14 protein-coding genes are annotated in these 17293 nt (G+C 74.0%); 10 read left to right on the top strand and 4 right to left on the bottom strand.

Translation table 11 applies throughout. From position 1 onward, the window contains the following. Window positions 1-107 precede the first annotated feature (107 nt). Both AC07FK_RS20260 and AC07FK_RS20255 read right to left on the bottom strand, forming a co-directional pair. Complete coding sequence (locus AC07FK_RS20260; RefSeq protein WP_479106288.1) at window positions 108-1382, bottom strand: SGNH/GDSL hydrolase family protein; 1275 nt, start codon at window positions 1380-1382, stop codon at window positions 108-110. A 79-nt stretch (window positions 1383-1461) separates the two neighbouring features. Continuing rightward, window positions 1462-2040, bottom strand: coding sequence for a TetR/AcrR family transcriptional regulator (locus AC07FK_RS20255; protein WP_479106287.1), 579 nt, complete (start codon window positions 2038-2040; stop codon window positions 1462-1464). A 146-nt stretch (window positions 2041-2186) separates the two neighbouring features. Here AC07FK_RS20255 and AC07FK_RS20250 point away from each other — a divergent pair, with 146 nt between their 5' ends. Further along, window positions 2187-3062 (top strand): SCO6745 family protein, encoded by an 876-nt coding sequence (locus AC07FK_RS20250; protein WP_479106286.1) that lies wholly within the window; start codon window positions 2187-2189, stop codon window positions 3060-3062. 25 nt (window positions 3063-3087) lie between these two features. After that, window positions 3088-3864, top strand: a complete 777-nt coding sequence (locus AC07FK_RS20245; RefSeq protein ID WP_479106285.1) for an HNH endonuclease family protein — start codon at window positions 3088-3090, stop codon at window positions 3862-3864. Window positions 3865-4125: 261 nt separating this feature from the next. Here the strand turns inward: AC07FK_RS20245 and AC07FK_RS20240 are convergent, their stop codons facing one another. After that, window positions 4126-4959 (bottom strand): DUF4190 domain-containing protein, encoded by an 834-nt coding sequence (locus AC07FK_RS20240; RefSeq protein ID WP_479106284.1) that lies wholly within the window; start codon window positions 4957-4959, stop codon window positions 4126-4128. A 199-nt stretch (window positions 4960-5158) separates the two neighbouring features. Here AC07FK_RS20240 and AC07FK_RS20235 point away from each other — a divergent pair, with 199 nt between their 5' ends. The 3 genes from AC07FK_RS20235 (at window position 5159) to AC07FK_RS20225 (ending at window position 9641) form a co-directional block, all read left to right on the top strand. Next, the gene (locus AC07FK_RS20235; RefSeq protein ID WP_479106283.1) at window positions 5159-7291 is read left to right on the top strand and encodes an N-6 DNA methylase; all 2133 of its coding nucleotides are present in this window, start codon (window positions 5159-5161) and stop codon (window positions 7289-7291) included. Window positions 7292-7425: 134 nt separating this feature from the next. Then, the gene (locus AC07FK_RS20230; RefSeq protein ID WP_479106282.1) at window positions 7426-8112 is read left to right on the top strand and encodes a hypothetical protein; all 687 of its coding nucleotides are present in this window, start codon (window positions 7426-7428) and stop codon (window positions 8110-8112) included. Continuing rightward, window positions 8109-9641 (top strand): serine/threonine-protein kinase, encoded by a 1533-nt coding sequence (locus AC07FK_RS20225; protein ID WP_479106281.1) that lies wholly within the window; start codon window positions 8109-8111, stop codon window positions 9639-9641. The genes AC07FK_RS20230 and AC07FK_RS20225 overlap by 4 nt, the downstream gene beginning before the upstream one ends. A gap of 108 nt (window positions 9642-9749) precedes the next feature. Here AC07FK_RS20225 and AC07FK_RS20220 read toward each other — a convergent pair whose 3' ends face one another. Continuing rightward, entirely contained in the window at window positions 9750-12473 is a 2724-nt protein-coding gene (locus tag AC07FK_RS20220; RefSeq protein WP_479106280.1) for a YfhO family protein, read from the bottom strand. Window positions 12474-12674: 201 nt separating this feature from the next. Between AC07FK_RS20220 and AC07FK_RS20215 the strand changes: the two genes are divergently transcribed. From AC07FK_RS20215 to AC07FK_RS20195, 5 genes are all read left to right on the top strand, one after another. Beyond that, the gene (locus tag AC07FK_RS20215) at window positions 12675-13649 is read left to right on the top strand and encodes a glycosyltransferase family 2 protein (protein ID WP_479106279.1); all 975 of its coding nucleotides are present in this window, start codon (window positions 12675-12677) and stop codon (window positions 13647-13649) included. Then, the gene (locus AC07FK_RS20210) at window positions 13646-14095 is read left to right on the top strand and encodes a GtrA family protein (RefSeq protein ID WP_479106278.1); all 450 of its coding nucleotides are present in this window, start codon (window positions 13646-13648) and stop codon (window positions 14093-14095) included. The genes AC07FK_RS20215 and AC07FK_RS20210 overlap by 4 nt, the downstream gene beginning before the upstream one ends. A 71-nt stretch (window positions 14096-14166) precedes the next feature. After that, window positions 14167-14826: a SurA N-terminal domain-containing protein gene (locus AC07FK_RS20205; protein WP_479106277.1), complete on the top strand. Its 660-nt coding sequence runs from the start codon at window positions 14167-14169 to the stop codon at window positions 14824-14826. Window positions 14827-14935: 109 nt separating this feature from the next. Further along, window positions 14936-15955 (top strand): nucleoside triphosphate pyrophosphohydrolase, encoded by a 1020-nt coding sequence (locus AC07FK_RS20200; RefSeq protein WP_479106276.1) that lies wholly within the window; start codon window positions 14936-14938, stop codon window positions 15953-15955. A 56-nt stretch (window positions 15956-16011) separates the two neighbouring features. Continuing rightward, window positions 16012-17265: a cytochrome P450 family protein gene (locus tag AC07FK_RS20195; protein ID WP_479106275.1), complete on the top strand. Its 1254-nt coding sequence runs from the start codon at window positions 16012-16014 to the stop codon at window positions 17263-17265. The last annotated feature ends 28 nt before the right edge of the window (window positions 17266-17293 follow it).

The raw sequence follows: 17293 nt of genomic DNA, 5'->3' as shown, positions 1-17293 counted from the left end.
ACGTACCCCCCCCCCCCCCCCCCCCCCCCCCCCCCCCCCCCCCCCCCCCCCCCCCCCCCCCCCCCCCCCCCCCCCCCCCCCCCCCCCCCCCCCCCCCCCCGCGGCCGTCAGAGGGCGCCGAGGTCCAGCGCGTCGGCCATGGCGCGGTACCCGGCGTCACTCGGGTGCAGCTTGTCGCCCGAGTCGTACGCCGGACGGATGCCGCCGTCGGGGCCGGCCACGGCACGGTCGAAGTCGGCCACCGCGTCGTACTCGCCCGAGGTGCGGATCCAGTCGTTGACCGCCCGGCGCTTGGCCTCGTTGACGCCCGCCTCGTCGTCGTAGAACGACCCCTTGATCGGCGTCAGGGTGGCGCCGACCACCTTGACGCCCTTGGCGTGCGCCTGGCGGATCAGCGAGCGGTGGCCGTCGATGAGCCGCTCGGCGGAGACCTCCGGGGTGGGGCCGCCGGGAAACGTGGGGCCGCTGCCCCCGATGTCGTTGATGCCCTCCAGCACGATGACGGTGCCGACACCGGGCTCGCTGAGCACGTCCTCCTTGAAGCGGGCGATGCCCTTCTCGCCGGCCCAGGTCGTGTCGTTGGTGACCTGGTTGCCGCCGATGCCGTGGTTGAGGACGCCGCGGGGCTTCCCGGCGGCGGCGAAGCGCTCGGCGAGCTCGTCGGGGTAGCGGTTGTTCGTGTTCGGCGAGGAGCCGACGCCGTCGGTGATGGAGTCGCCGAAGGTCACGACCCCGTCGCGGCGCCCGGCCGGCTTGCCGCCGGTGACCTCGACGCCGGTGAGGTAGTACCAGGAGTCGTTGCTCTCGTCGAACGCCGCACCGCCGTGGTCCGACCTGTGGTCACCGTCGGCCCGGTAGCTGGTGGCGGCGGAGAAGTGGTGGAAGGTGGCCGGTCCGGTCGGCCCCGCCAGATACAGCGTGACGGTCAGCGACTCCAGGGCCCTGACCTTGAACGGCACGCCGTCACTGGTCGCCGTGGCGCCTGCGGGGATCGTCACCGAGCGCCCCTTGCCGAACGACAGGTGCCGGACCGAACCCGGCTTCACGGCCGCGCCCCCGGCCGTGCGGGCCACGGTCGCTCCGGTGATGCGCAGCGGAGTGCTCCCGTAGCGGTTGGACAGCTCGATACGGGCCTTCGTGCCGCCGGTGGTGACCCGCACCACCTGCCGGACCGTGTGGTTGTCGAAGCCCTGCTGCGACCAGTTCGGCGCGAACGGCGCGGTCGGCGCCTGCGGCGACGTCGCCCAGCCGCCCTGCCACTTCGCGCTGTGCCGCTCGGCGGCGGCGGCCGGGCCCTGCGCGCCGGCCACGGGCAGCGCCGCCAGCGCCGCCGCCGACAGCAGTGCGATTCCCGTACGGCGTAAGGAAGTTACGGTGCTCATGTGTTCCGCCCCCTGCTGGATCCCGAGTTCCTGTATCGATCACGTGCGTACGGGGTGATCAAGGATGCGGGGGCCGCTGCTATTCCCCGGGGGCCGCCGGGGCGGCGAACAGCAGGGTCGCCAGGGCGCCGAAGACGTCCTCCGGTCCGTCGCCTGCGGGGGTGCCGTCCAGGTTGTGCGTGAGCAGCAGGGTGGCGAAGCCGTGGGCCACCGACCAGGCGGCGATCGACGTGAGTTCGGGGTCCCCGGCCCGGTCCGCGGGCAGGCCGGCGACGCCGGCGCGCAGCCGGTCGTACGAACGGGCCTTCGCGGCCAGCAGCTCCGGGTCGTCGGGGCGCAGCAGGTCCGGCTGGAACATGACCTGGAAGTGCGCCGGGTGGGCGAGCGCGAAGCGGACGTACCGCACACCCGCGTCGCGCAGGTCCTTCGCGTCGGACAGCGCCGCCGCCAGCAGGTCGTGCCCTTCCGCGGCGATCGCGGTCAGCAGGCCCGCCCGGTCCTTGAAGTGGTGGGCGGGCGCGGCGTGGGAGACCCCGGCGCGGCGGGCGAGGTCGCGCAGGGACAGGGCGGCCGGGCCGTCCGTGCGGATGACGTCGAGCGCTGCGGTGAGGACGGCCTGTCGCAGGTCGCCGTGGTGGTAGGTGTCGCGGCTGGTCATGAGCAGCAGACTACGCGGAATCTAGGCATTGACAAGTTGACCGTCGCCGGGCAATCCTGTCGGTGTCAAGATGGGTGCGGGTCCGGATGGGCTCGTGTCGGTGTGGGCGCGTGTCCGGATGGGCCGGTGCGTTCGGAGGGGAAGCCATGGGCGGGGAAGTCGTGGAACTGGGGCGCGTGCGGCAGATGTGGCATCTGCTGGAGCCGCTGCACGCCGTCGTCTACTACGCCCCCGAGGTCTTCGCGGAGGCGGAGAAGCTCGGGTACGCGACGGACGTCCGCTGGCCGGGCTATTTCGCCTGGCGCGCCGCGCCGCTGGGGGCCGTGAGCGCGGAGGTCGTGACGGCGGCCTTCTACAGCTTCAGTCCGCGCACGGTCGGCGCGTACGTACCCGCCGCGTGGGGCGTCGCGGACCCGGCGGACGTCCTGGCCGCGCGGCTGCGGGGGGTGGACGGGGCCTACCGCGCCCTCTTCGGGGAGCGCGTCGACGGGCCCGAGGTCGCCGAGGCCGCGGCCCTCGCCCGGCGGGCCGCCGAGGCGGCCCGGACCGCGGGCCGGCCGCTCGCGGCCGCCAACGCCGCGCTGCCCTGGCCCGACGCCCCGCACCTCGTACTGTGGCAGGCCGCGACGGTCCTGCGCGAGCACCGCGGCGACGGGCACCTCGCGGCGCTGCTCACCGCCGGGCTCGACCCGGTCGAGGCCCTCGTGAGCTTCGCGGGCGTCGGAGCGGCGTCCGCCGGGACGTTCCGCAGCCGGGGCTGGAGCGACGAGGAGTGGGCCGCCGCCCGGGAACGGCTCCTCACGCGCGGCCTGTTGGACGCGGACGGCGTCGCCACCGGCGCGGGACGCGCGCTGCGCGCCGAGGCCGAGCGGGTCACCGACGAGCTGGCCGCCGCGCCCTGGCGGGTGCTGGGAGCGCGAGGAGTCGCGCGGCTCGCGGAGTTGCTGGGGCCGCTGTGGCTGACGGTGCTGGGTTCGGGGTTGCTGCCGGCCGAGAACACGCTGGGCATCGGCAAGGTCTAGTACGCCCCGTGGGACGCTGGGGGGCATGCATACCGACGCGCCCCGACGGACCGCCTGGATACGTACCCCGACGCCCGCACGGGCGCTCAGGACAGCGCTCCCCGCGGCCGCGCTGTCCGCCGCTCTCGCCGTCACCGGCTGCACGCCCGAGGCGGTGGAGGGAAGCGGCGGCGGACGGGAGCCGGGCGCGGCCGGCTCGGCCCTCGCCGCCGCCGGGACGCTCACCGTCAAGGGGCGCGCCCCGAGGACCGGTTACGAGCGCGAGGCGTTCGGCAGCGCCTGGGCCGACACCGACGACAACGGGTGCGGGACGCGCGACGACATACTGAAGCGGGACCTCGCCGACGTACGGATCATGAGCGGCGGCGGAGCCGACTGCAAGGTCGCCGGCGGGACGCTCACCGAGGACCCGTACACCGGGCGGCGCGTGGAGTTCGTGCGCGGACGCAGCAGGGTCGACATCGACCACCTCGTCGCGCTGTCCGACGCCTGGCAGAAGGGCGCCCAGAAGTGGCAGCGCCGCAAGCGGGTCGCGTTCGCCAACGACCCGCTGAACCTGCTCGCCGTCGACTCCTCCGCCAACCGCCGCAAGAGCGACGGCGACACGGCGACCTGGCTGCCGGCCAACAAGGCGTACCGCTGTGTGTACGTGGCCCGTCAGGTGGCCGTGAAGAAGAAGTACGAGCTGTGGGTCACCGGCGCCGAACGGGACGCCATGAAGCGCGTGCTGGCGCGGTGCCCGGACGAGCGGCTGCCCGCGGCCGGCGGCCCGACCGAGGCCCCGGCCCGCTTCGGCCGGTGAGGCTCGGCGGCCGCGTGAACGTGTGAACCCGTGACCGCACGCATGCCTGAACCCGTGACCGTGTGCACGCCTGACCGCCTGACCGCCCGACCGCCTGCACGCCGGACCGCCTGCACGCCGGACCGCGTGACCGTCCGCACGCCGGACCGCGTGTGACGGTGTGAACGTGTGGCCGCGTGCATGAGTCCGGCCCACTCGCGGGGGGTGCGCGAGTGGGCCGGACGGTCTGCGGTGTCGCCGTTGCGGCGGGGCTTCAGGCGATCAGAGCTTGAGGTCCCACTGCGAGGCGTCGTGGGAGAAGTCGGGGGAGATCTCGACGACGAGGTTCTCGGCGTCGGCCGGGGTGTCGAAGGCGTACACCACGGTGGCCTTCTTGCCCGGTGCGAGCGTGCCGGTGAACAGCTCGCCGACCTTCTCGTCGAAGATCTGCTCGGCCTTCACGCCCTCGGCGCCGGCGCGGGCCTCGGCGGTGACGAGCGCGGCGTCGAACTTCTTGGTGCCGGCGTTGTCGAGGACGACGGTGACCTTGTAGGCCTTGTTGCCCTTGGTGTGCCCGATCGCGTACTCGCCGGGGGTGTAGGGCTCCGGGGCGGACATCGTGACGGTCAGCTTGTCGTCGTAGACGGCGGAGTCGCCGGCCGCCAGCGTCTGGGAGTCGGTGCTGTCGCCGCCCTTGCCCTTGCTCTTCTTGTCCTTGTTCTTGGCGTCACCCTTCGAGGAACTGCCGCCCGACTCCTTGGCGGCCGACGAACTGCTGGTCGCCTTGTTGATGTCGTCCACCGCGTCGTCCACGGCCTTGAAGAGGATCACCGCGCCGACCACGGACATGACGAGCGAGACCAGGCCCAGGATGGCGCCCGCCAGGGCGACGCCCTTGTTGGTGGCCCCGCCGCGCTTGGCGCGGCCCCGGCCGGCCAGGCCCATGACCAGGGCGATGATGCCGAGGATGCCGGCGAGCCAGAAGAAGAACGGGATCAGACCCGACAGCGCGCCGATGATGCCGAGGATCAGGGCGGCGGTGCCCAGGCCGTTGCGGGCCTGCGCGGCCGGCACCGGAGCCTGCGGGAACTGAGGCTGCTGCGTGTACTGAGACATGGATGTCCTCCGGACAAGGTGTGTGCGGGACTGCCTTGCCGCCCCGTTCTGCTGCGATGGGTCAATCACAGCAGAGCTTGTGAACCGAGTCAACACGGTTCACGCAAGAACTTGAATTCACGTCGTGAAGCGGCTGCTCTTTCGCGCGCGGGTATGCTCGGTGCACAAGCAGGTGCAGGGGTACGAGGGGAGCCGGCCGGTGTCGGACAACGCAGCAGAGGTGACCGCCGCCGGAATCGCCCGGCTCGCCGGGGTGGGCCGCGCCGCCGTGAGCAACTGGCGCCGCCGCCACCCCGACTTCCCCAAACCCGTCGGCGGCACCGAGACGAGCCCCTCGTTCGCCCTCGCCGACGTCGAGCAGTGGCTGCGCGACCAGGGGAAAATCTCCGAAGTGCCCCTGCGCGAGCGGGTCTGGCAGCAGCTCGCGGGCCATCCGGAAGGAGCTGTTCCGGCCCTGATCCAGGCCGGCTGCGTCCTCCTGCTCGTACGCGACCGGCCCACCGCGTGGCTCCAGCTCTCCGCCGTCTCCGACGAGAAGCTGGCGTCCCTCCTGCCGCCCGCCCTGGAACAGGTCCTCGGCCCCCGCTTCGGGCCGGACCGGGCCGTTCACACCCCCGGCGCACCCGAGCTCGCCGCCTCCGTGCCCCTGCTGCGCGCCACCGCCGAGCTCGCCGCCGAGCTCGGCGCCCGCCAGACGTACGAGTTCCTGCTCGGCCGCCACCTCGACGCCAACCCGCGCCAGTACACACTCACGCCGCCCGGACCCGCCGCCCTGATGGCCGCCCTCGCGGGCAGCCCCCGTACCGTCCTCGACCCGGCCTGCGGCACCGGAACCCTGCTGCGCGCCGCCGCACAGGGCGGCGGCGCCGCGTCCGCCGACGCGCGGCCCGACGCCGCCGGGCCGCCGTCCGGCGACCGGGAAGGGCGCGCCCTGCACGGGCAGGAGACCGACCCCGACCTGGCCGCCCTCGCGGCCCTGCGCCTCGCCCTGCAGACCGAGAACGGCGCCACCGATGTCCGCGTGGCCGCCGCCGACTCCCTGCGCGCCGACGCCTTCCCGCACCTCACCGCCGACGCCGTGCTCTGCCACCCGCCGTTCAACGAACGCAACTGGGGCCACGAGGAGCTGGCGTACGACGCCCGCTGGGAGTACGGCTTCCCGGCCCGTACGGAGTCCGAACTGGCCTGGGTGCAGCACGCGCTGGCCCGGCTGCGCGAGGGCGGCACCGCCGTCCTCCTGATGCCGCCCGCCGCCGCCTCCCGCCGCTCCGGCCGCCGCATCCGCGCCGACCTGCTGCGCCGGGGCGCCCTGCGCGCCGTCGTCTCCCTCCCGGCGGGCGCCGCGCCCCCGTACGGCATCCCGCTGCACCTGTGGGTCCTGCGCAAGCCCGCGCCCGGGGGCCGCCCCTCCCACGAACTGCTGCTCGTCGACACCGCCGCCCTCTCCGCCGCGGGCCGCGACAAGCTCGACTGGCAGGCCCTGCACGGCGCCGTCCTCGACACCTGGCAGACCTTCGACCGGGACGGCGCCGTCACGGAACGCCCGGGCGTCAGCCGCTCGGTGTCCGTCCTCGAACTGCTCGACGACGACGTCGACCTCGCCCCCGCCCGCCACCTGCCGCCCCCGGCCGCGGGTGGCGGCGCCGCCGAACTCGCGGCCGTACGGGAACGGCTGGCCGAGACGCTGCGGCAGACCACCGCGCTCACACCCCCGGCGGGGGAGGCCGCCCAGCCGCCGCGCTGGCCCACCACCACCGTCGGCGAACTCGCCCGGGCGGGCGCACTCGTGCTGCGCGCGGGCGGCGCGGGAGCCGGTTCCGGGGAACCGGTCCTCACCGAACAGGACGTGCTCACCGGAGCCGCCCCCTCGGGCGCCCTTCCCGAGGGCGCGGCGGAGGACCCCGTGCGCGTCGAGGCGGGCGACGTGGTGGTGCCCGTGCTCGGCGGGGGCTCGGTCGCCCGCGTCGTGGACGACGCCACCGCCGGAGCCGCCCTCGGCCGCAGCCTCCAGCTCCTGCGCCCCGATCCGGCGGCCCTCGACCCGTGGTTCCTGGCCGGCTTCCTGCGCGGCACCGCGAACAACCGCCAGGCCAGCAGCTACGCCTCGACGTCGACCCGCCTCGACGTGCGCCGCCTCCAACTGCCCCGCCTGCCGCTCGCCGACCAGCGGCGCTACGGTGAACGCTTCCGCACGCTGGCCGAGTTCGAGGACGCCCTGCGACGGGCCGCGCGCCTCGGCGAACGGCTCGTACAAGGGCTGTACGACGGCCTGACGGACGGGACGGTACGACCCGACGGGGACGGGAGTGAGGAAGGAGCCGCGCGGGAGTGAGCCGTGCCACAACCGATCCGTACAACCCATGGGCCGTTGTCGGTGTCGGTGTATACGCTCAAAGCGCTTGATCGGGTGCTCGCCGTGGCGCGTGTCCGTCCCCCGTACGTCTCATCAGTTCTTCAGGAGCAGCCATGCACGGCTCCGGCACCACGCCGCCGGTCCGCACGGACGGCGTCGTCATCACCATGCGTGTGCTGTTCCCCCTCTGCGCCGTCTTCAGCTGCGGCATCCTGTCGTGCGTGCCGCTGTTCCGCATCGCGATCCTGCGCGGCCGCTGGTACGACTGGGTGGCCGCGTGGGGGAGCATGCCGCTGGCGATCACGGCGTTCGCCGTCGTCGGCGCACTGCCCGAGGGCGACGTCAGGACCGACATAGCCCTGTCGTGCGTCCTGCTCCTCGGGGCCGTGACCGCCGGGTACTTCCTCGTCTTCGACATCCGGCACCACGCGCGCCTCCAGAGCACCGGCGTGCCGCACTCCGTCACCGGCCCGCGCGTCCCGTACAGCCCGTACGCCCCGCAGCCGCAGCCGCAGCAGCCCCAGCCGCAGCAGCCGCTGTACGGGCAGACCCCTCCGCCGCAGTACGGCTATCCGAACCCGTACGCGAACACCCCGGTCGCCGATCCCGGCCCGGCGCCCCAGCAGCAGCCGCATCCGCAGCACCAGCAGCATCCGCACCAGCACCCCCCGCGCCCGCAGGAACAGCAGCCGCAGCCTCAGGCGCCGCAGAACCCCCAGCGCATGGACCAGGTGCGGGCCGAGCTCGACGAGCTGAGCGACCTCCTGCGCCGGGACCAGCGGGGTGACCGGGACCGGTGAACGGACGGATCATCGCGGGGCGCTACGAGCTGTCCACCGTCATCGGCCAGGGCGGCATGGGCCAGGTCTGGACGGCGTACGACCAGCGCCTGGACCGCCGCGTCGCCGTGAAGCTGCTGCGCCCCGACCGGATGGCCGCCGCCACCGCCGCCGAGGAGATGCGCCGCCGCTTCGTGCGCGAGTGCCGCGTCACCGCCCAGGTCGACCACCCGGGGCTCGTCACCGTCCACGACGCGGGCAGCGACGACGACGACCTGTACCTGGTCATGCAGTACGTCAAGGGCGCCGACCTGGCGGACCACCTGGCCGAGCACGACCCGTACCCCTGGCCGTGGGCCGTCTCGGTCGCCGCGCAGCTGTGCGCGGTGCTGTCCGCCGTGCACGCCGTGCCGATCGTCCACCGCGACCTCAAGCCGCGCAACGTCATGGTCAAGCCCGAGGGCACCGTCACCGTCCTCGACCTCGGCGTCGCCTCCGTCCTCGACACCGACACCACCCGCCTCACCCACACCGGCTCGCCCATCGGCAGCCCCGCCTACATGGCGCCCGAGCAGGCGATGGGCGGCGCGGTCGGCCCGTACACCGACCTGTACGCACTCGGCGTCCTGCTGCACGAACTGCTCAGCGGCAACGTCCCCTTCGCCGGCTCCACCGTCCTGGGCGTCCTGCACCGCCACCTGTACGAGCCGCCGCTGCCTGTCCGCCAGCTCCGCCAGGACGTTCCCGCGCCCCTCGAAGCGCTCGTCCTGCGGCTGCTCGCCAAGGACCCGCAGCACCGCCCGTCCTCCGCCCAGGAGGTCTATGAGGCACTGGTCCCGCTGCTGCCCGCGCACGGCGGCGCTCCGTCCGGACCGCTCGACCCCACGCGCCCCTTCCTGCGCCCGCACGCCCCCTGGCCCGACCGCGCCACCGCCCCGCCCGTCGCCCAGCCCACCCCCGCGCAGGCGCAGCCGGACGTCGCGGGCGCGGTGGACGAGGTCAAGCAGCTCCTCGGCGAGGGGCGCATCACGCAGGCCGTCGACATCCTCGGCGGGATCCTCCCGGCGGCCGCCGCCCAACACGGTGAGCGCTCCCCGGTCGTCCGCATCCTGCGCAAGCAGTACGCGGCGACGCTCCTGGACGACGGGCAGTACCGCCGCGCCCTGCCCGAGCTCCGCCGCCTCGCCGACGACCGCGCCGCCGAGGCGGGTCTGGCCGACCCGCAGGCCCTCCAGTTCAGGTACGACGCGGCGCAGTGCCTGGAGCAGCTGGGCGAACCGGCCGCCGCGCTCGCCGAGTACCGGGGCCTGCTGCCGTACTACGAGAACCAGTACGCGGGCGGCACGGCGCCCACCGACGCCACCGCCCGCGCCTTCGACATCCGCCAGCGCATCGCGAACCTGCTGCTCGCGATGGGCGACCACGCCGCCGCGCACGCCCAGTTGCAGGCCCTGCTGTACGACGCCGAGCTCGCCTACGGCCCGTACCACCAGCTGCCGGGCGAGGTGCGCCGCGCGCTGGACCGCACCCAGCGGATGCGGGAGGTCTGAGCCGGTCCGTGCGTCGGGTCCCGGCCGGCGGCGTCCCGCAGCGCTCGCCCCCGGCCCGCCGTCGTGAGCCGCCGTCCGCCAGGTGCTCGTCCAGTGCTTCGCCGTGCCTCATGCGGCGCGGGTCATGGTCCGGTGGCCGCGGGGTGGAGTCTTCGTGTGCCTCCTGCGGCGCCTGGCCGCCGCGCGGGGCGCGGCGGCCACCGCGACGAGCACAAGGAGCGACAGCCCGCCCACGGCCCCGCCGACGCGCAGCCCGGGCGGGCTGAACTCGCAGGCCACCGCCGAGGCGCGACCGTCCAGAGGGACGGCGACCAGGCCGAGGTACGAGTCGGCGGGCCGGTACGCGTCGGCGGGCCGCTCCCCGGCGCCGTCCGTGCGGCAGCTCCAGCCGGCGATGCGCGGCATGGCGAAGACCGCCGTGCCCCGGGAGCCGGGCGGCAGCTCGGCCCGTACGCCGCTGCCGGTGACGCGCACCCCGGTCGCGCCGCCCGCCCGCAGACCGTCCACGGCGGCGGCCAGCCGCTCGCGGTCCAGGCAGCCGACGCTCCGGCGCGGCAGGCTGTCGGCCCCCGAGCCCCGCAGCACGATCGCGACCCGGCCGTCGCGCGGTACGGCGCCGAGCGGCTGCATCGCGGCCCGCCGCGCGGGCACGGCGCCGCGCAGCGTCGCCTCCGTACCGGCGCGGGCGCCGGCGAGCCGCGCCGTACCGGAGAATCCCGGGGCCCAGAGGAACACCTCGCCGTCGGCGGGGCAGGCGGCGGTCAGCGTGGCGCCGTCGCCGTCGCCGCGCACGGCGGTGGGCGGGAGGGTGTAGACGCGGGCGCCGAGGAGCTTCTCCTGGTTGCGGAAGGGGGAGGCGTCGAAACGCGGCCCGGGGCCGGGCGGGCGCACGGTGACCAGCCGGGGCACCGCGGCGCGGGTCACCGTCACCTTGCGGTCGTCGGGCCGTGACCAGCGCTGATGCGGGTCGCGCGGCATGTGCACGCGCGCGCCGACGGCGAACAGGGCGTCGGTCACCGGGTTGTCGAGGCTCTGGACGGCGCGCCCGCTGGACGTCCACCCGGCGCCGAGCGCGGCGAGGGTGCGGGTGAGGACCTCGGGGGTGTGGCTGCTGTAGTACGCCGCCCCCTGACCGCCCACCATCAAGGGGTCGTTGGCGGTGGTCTGCTCCCGGCCGGGCTCGGTCCGGTGGGCGGGCCAGCCGTCGGCGCCGGCCACGGCGTCCGCCTGGGCCTGCTGCCGGCTGCCCCACGACGCGTAGTCGTCGAGTTGCGCCAGCCGCTGCCGGTCGGCGTACGCGGTGGTGACGGCGGCCTGCGCGGCCGACGCGCCGGCCAGGAGAACGGCCGAGACCACGACCGCCGCGCGCCGCCGCCGGGGGGCGGTGGCGCGGGGCTCGGCGGAGGCACCCATGAGGGCCCGCGCGCCGCTTTCCGCCCCGCCGCTTTCGGTCCCACCGCCTTCCGCCCCCGAGCTCCGCCCCGGCCCCCGGCCCGCACGCGCCGGACCGTCCGGCCCCCGGCCCGAGGGCGCAGGACGGCCCGCGTGCTCCGCACGCCGTGCCAGCAGCACCGCTCCCACCGTCGCCGCCACCCCGGCCGCCGTGAGCGGGTACGTCCACGACGTGACCAGAGGGCTCGCGGCCGCGCCCGCGGCCAGGAGCGCGACCGCGGCCGCTGCGCCGAGCAGGGCCCGCCGCCCCGGCCAGCCGTACGAGAGCGAGATCCAGGCCGCTGTCACCACGATCCCGGCGAGCACGAACGTCTGCCGGTACGGGCTGCCGTTCGGCGTGGCGAAGACGTGCCACACGAGGTGCGTGGGCCCCCACTGCGCCGACACCGCCACAGCGGCAACGAGCAGCGTCCACGCCCACCGCGCGCGCCGGGGCGCCGCCCGGTGGAAGAGCAGCGTGCCGGCGAGCACCAGCCCACCGGCGCCGAGGAAACCCGCCGGCGTGAAGAAGCTGTACGTCGCCGGAAGCGTCCGGGCGAACACGTCCGTCCAGTCCGACGGCGCGAACTCCCGCGTCCAGCCCGGGTAGGCGTGCCGCGACCCCAGGAAGACGACGGCCAGCAGGGGCGCCGCGAGCCCGATGCCGAGCACCGTGGCGCCGGCCGCCCGCGCCAGTGCGCGCAGCCTCTCCCGTACCGGCGCCGCGTCGTCGGTGAGCAGCCGCAGCAGCAGGACGAGACCGGCCCCGAGCGTCGCCATGTACGCCGTGTAGAAGTTCGCGGTCCACGCCAGCGCGACGACGACGGGACCCAGCACACGGCGGCGTCCCGTCCGCGCCCACTCGCCGACCAGGCACAGCAGCGGAAAGGCGATCAGGCCGTCCATCCACATCGGGTTGTAGACGGCCTCGGCGACCGCCCACCCGCACAGCGCGTACGCCGACCCGAGTGCCCCCGCCGCCCACCACGGGCCCTGGCCGCCCGCGCGCCGCAGCGCGAGCAGCAGCACGGTCATGGCAGCCGCCGCGACGGCCGTCTTCAGCACGGTCGTCACGTACACGGCCAGGTCGATCTCGTCGCGCGGGAAGAGGCCGACGAGCGGTGCGAACGGACTGCTGAGGTACGTGCCGGCATCGGGCAGGAAGCTCGTGCCGTACCCGGACTGCCAGTTGACGAGCACCCCGCCGTCCGCGCGCCCGTGCAGCAGGTCCCACAGGCGGGCGTGGTACGGCACGAACTGATTGCCGAGGTCATTGACGGCGCGCGTGCGCGGCCCGAAGGGAAAGGACCGGGCGGCGGCGTCACCGGCGCACACCGAGGCGACCGTGACGATCGCCGCCAGCGCCGCCGCACGGCCCCTGGCCGCTTCGGTAATCGACATGCTGATCCTTCTACTGCGCCCGATGTCGAATGGGCCAGCGTCTGACGGAAAAAGAGATGTCCGCGACATCGCGGTCGGGCAATAAAGCGGAAACAAGAGGGAATTCACCTGCTGGTGGCCGACACTTCACGTGGAAAGCCGGGCTCCGCCACATCGGGCGGCTGTGGTGTGCCTCATCCGTGCGATCGACGAGGGAGAGCCGTGCTCATCTCAATTGTCGTCCCGTGTTTCAACGAAGAGGAGATCGTCCGCCGCTTCCACGAGCACGTGACGGAAGAACTCGGCGGCCTCGGCCACCGCGTCGAGCTCCTTTACGTCGACGACGGGAGCAAGGACCGCACCCTCGCGATACTCCAGGAAATCGCGGCATCCGACCCCCGCGTGCGCTATGTCTCCTTCAGTCGCAACTTCGGCAAGGAGGCGGCGATGCTGGCCGGCCTGCGCCACGCCTCGGGCGACGCCGTCGTCCTCATGGACGCCGACCTCCAGCACCCGCCCGCGCTGGTGCACCGCATGGTGGCACTGCACGACCAGGGCTTCGACCAGGTCGTCGCCCGCCGCACCAGGAAGGGCGACCGGGTCACGCGTACGCTTACCGCCCGTGTCTACTACCGGCTCATCAACCGCCTCGTCGACGTCGAACTCGTCGACGGCGTCGGCGACTTCCGCATGTTGTCGCGCCGCAGCGTCGACGCGCTGCTCGAACTCACCGAGTACAACCGCTTCTCCAAGGGCCTTTTCGCCTGGGTTGGATTCAGTACCGTCACTTTCGCGTACGAGAACGCCGTACGCGAAGAAGGCCGCTCCAAGTGGACCTTCTCGAAACTTCTCAACTACGGACTCGACGGCATCGTCTCCTTCAACGACAAACCGCTGCGGGCCGCTCTCTATCTCGGTCTGCTGCTGGTCGCCGTCGCCATGGCGTATGCGACATGGATTGTCGGCGTCGCCCTCGTGAACGGGGTGGAAACCCCCGGCTTCGTGACGCTGCTCGTCGCCGTGACCGCACTCGCCGGCGTGCAGATGCTGATGATCGGCGTCGTGGGCGAATACGTGGGCCGCATCTATTACGAGGTGAAACGGCGGCCGCACTTCCTGGTGAAGGCGACGAACGTGGAACCGGCGGCGCCCGCCGCCTCCGCTCACCGGCCCGGCCGGGAACTCGTACGCCGGTGATCCGCCGCCAGCTGCTGAGGTTCGCCCTGGTGGGCGTGGTGAACACGGGCACGTACTACGCCTGCTACCTGCTGCTCCTGCGCTGGCTGCCCTATGTCGCCGCGCACGTCCTGGCCTTCGGCGTGAGCATGATCGGCTCGTTCTTCCTCACCTGCCGATTCACGTACGGCACGCGCCCCACCTGGCGGAAGTTCCTGCTGTTCCCGCTCACCAACGCGGCGAACCTCGTCGTCACGACCGGCGGCGTCTACCTGCTCGTGGACGTCCTGGGGCTCGGCAGCGCGTACGCCCCGCTGATCGCCGCGGCGGCCGCCGTGCCGGTCACCTTCGCCGTCTCCCGCACGATCATGCTCGGCGGCCCCGCCCGGGACGCCGGGGACAGCGCATCCACGAACACGCGCGAATCGTTGGGCGAATCAGTGGCCCGGACCACTCCGACTGCCTAACATCGATCACCGCAAGGTCGTTCGTCGCACTTTCGTTGCTATGCCGCACGATCACCGCCGGGAGGCACCCTTTGCACCGCCGCCGTCGCACCGCGCTCTCCGTCTCCACCGCGCTTCTGGTCGCGGCGCCGTTCCTCGCCGCGTGCGGCAACGAGGCGCACCCAGGGGCCGCGGCCGTCGTGGACGGTGGCCGTATCGAGGTCGCCGCCCTCCAGTCGCAGGTCGAGGACGTGCGCGAGGCCCAGCAGACCTCGCCGCAGTCCGCCCAGCTCATCGGCTCGACGGGCCAGCTCGGCCGCGCCAAGCTCTACGACCTGATCGTGGACAGGATCGTGCGGCGGGCGGCGGACGACGCCGGGGTGAGTGTGAACCGCAAGGAGGTCCAGCGGGCCCGGGAGGAAGCGGTCCGGCAGGCCGGCGGCGCGGAGCAGCTCTCGGCGATGTACCTCCAGCAGCGCGGCGTCGCCCCGGACCAGATCGAGGACGCCCTGCGCAGGGACGTCCTCGTCGGCAAGCTCGCGGAGAAGATCGGCGCCACGAACACCCCCGAGGGGCAGCAGAAGGTCAACGAGGCGTTCGTCGCGGCGTCGAAGGCGCTCGACATCGACGTGAACCCCCGCTACGGCACGTGGAACGACGAGAAGATGCAGCTGGGCGACTACAAGACCCCGTGGATCACCCAGGTCACGAAGGAGGCGGCGTCCCCGCAGGCGCCGGAGACGGGCGCGTAGGACCGCGCGCGGCGGGCGCACCTGGAGGGCCGGAGGGCCGCGCGGCGGCGCACCCCGGGGCCCGGGGCCTGCCCACCGGTGCGCCGCCCCGCCGAGGTACGTTCGACACGTGACCAGCGAAGCTTCCGCACCCGCACCGGCCGCCCCCGGCCGCATCGTCCTCCTCACCGCGAGCCACCGCGTCGCGCCGGGGCTGCTGTCGTGGCCCGCCTGGCAGACGCTGCGCGCCGCCGACCGGGTGCTGTGCGCGGACGCGGGGCATCCGCAGCTGCCGTACCTCCGGGAGGCGGGCGTCGCCGTCGAGCACGCGGCGCCCACCGCCCGGGAGCTGGTGGACGCGTGTGACGGCGGCCGCACGGTGGTCGTCCTGCCGTCCGGCGAGGGCGACCAGGCGCTGACCGACGGCCTCGCCCGGCTGGCCGGCTCGGGCCGCGTCCAGATGCCCGACCTGGAGCTGCTGCCCGGTTCGTACGACCTGCCCGGCGCCCGCCTCCTGGACCTCGTGCAGGTCATGGACCGCATCCGCCTCGAATGCCCGTGGTCCTCGCGGCAGACCCACAAGGGCCTCGCGAAATACGGCATCGAGGAGGCGTACGAACTCGTCGAGGCCATCGAGGACGGTGACCGCGAGGAACTGCGCGAGGAGCTCGGCGACGTACTCCTGCAGGTCGTCTTCCACGCCCGCATCGCGCAGGAGGGCAGCCCGGAGGACGGGTCCGAGCCGTTCTCGATCGACGACGTCGCCGGCACGATCGTCGAGAAGCTCATCCGCCGCCACCCGCACGTCTTCGGCGACGACACCGCCGAGACCCCGGAGGAGGTCAAGGAGCACTGGCTGCGCACGAAGGCGATCGAGAAGCAGCGCGAATCGGCGACCGACGGCGTCCCGCTCGGCCAGCCCGGCCTCGCCCTCGCCGCGAAGCTCTCCTCCCGCGCCCGCCACGCGCGGCTCGACGTCCCCCTGCCGGCGGGCGAGGGCATCGGCTACGAGCTGCTGGCCATGGCGGTACGGGCCGAGGAGTCCGGCATCGACCCCGAAGCGGCGCTGCGCGCGGCGGCCCGCGCCTACCGCGACGCGATCCGCGCGGCGGAGGGCCACGCCCCAGGGCAGGGGGCGGACGGAGAGTAGGCCGCCGGGTCCGACGCCCGGGCAGCCGCCGGAGCACCGGCGGATACTGTCGTGGCATGTCCGACCAGCCGCCCCCCAGCCCCGCGCCCGAGCTCTTCACCTGGGAGTTCGCCACCGACCCCTACCCGGCGTACGCCTGGCTGCGCGAGCACTCGCCCGTGCACCGGACCGTCCTGCCCAGCGGGGTCGAGGCCTGGCTGGTCACCCGGTACGCCGACGCGCGGCAGGCGCTCGCCGACCAGCGGCTCTCCAAGAACCCGGCGCACCACGCCGGCTCCGCGCACGCCAAGGGCAGGACGGGCATTCCGGGCGAGCGCAAGGCCGAGCTGATGACGCATCTGCTGAACATCGACCCGCCGGACCACACGCGCCTGCGGCGGCTGGTGTCGAAGGCGTTCACGCCGCGCCGCGTCGCCGAGTTCGCGCCGCGTGTGCAGGAGCTCACGGACCGGTTCATCGACAACTTCGCTACAAAGGGGAGCGCCGACCTCATCCACGAGTTCGCCTTCCCGCTGCCGATCTACGCCATTTGCGACATGCTGGGCGTGCCCCGCGAGGACCAGGACGACTTCCGCGACTGGGCGGGCATGATGATCCGCCACGGCGGCGGGCCGCGCGGGGGCGTCGCGCGCTCGGTCAAGAAGATGCGTACGTACCTCGCGGAACTCATCCACCGCAAACGGGAGGAACCGGGCGACGACCTGATCTCCGGGCTGATCCGGGCGGGCGACCACGGCGAGCACCTCACCGAGAACGAGGCGGCGGCGATGGCCTTCATCCTGCTCTTCGCCGGGTTCGAGACGACGGTCAACCTCATCGGCAACGGCGTGTACGCGCTGCTGCGCAACCCGGAGCAGCGCGAGCGCCTCCAGCGCGCGCTCGCGGAGGGGGACACGGAGCTGCTGGCCACCGGCGTCGAGGAACTGCTGCGGTACGACGGGCCCGTGGAGCTCGCGACCTGGCGGTACGCCACCGAGCCGCTGGTCCTGGGAGGCCGGGACGTCGCGGCCGGCGAGCCCGTGCTCGTCGTGCTCGCCGCCGCCGACCGGGATCCCGAGCGCTTCGGCGAGCCGGACACGCTCGACCTCGCACGCCGCGACAACCCGCACCTGGGCTACGGGCACGGCATCCACTACTGCCTCGGCGCACCGCTCGCGCGGCTCGAAGGGCAGGCGGCCATCGCGACGCTGCTGCGGCGCCTGCCCGACGTGCGACTCGCGGGGGAACCCGACGATTTGCGCTGGCGCGGCGGGCTCATCATGCGCGGGTTGCGCACTCTGCCCGTGGAGTTCACGGCCGAAACCAGGTGACGCTGCGTCACTTCGAGACCTTCACGTG

The sequence above is a fragment of the Streptomyces sp. NPDC046122 genome (assembly GCF_056429965.1).
Note: the sequence above shows the minus strand (reverse complement) of the source record. Positions and strands in the feature narration are given on the sequence as shown.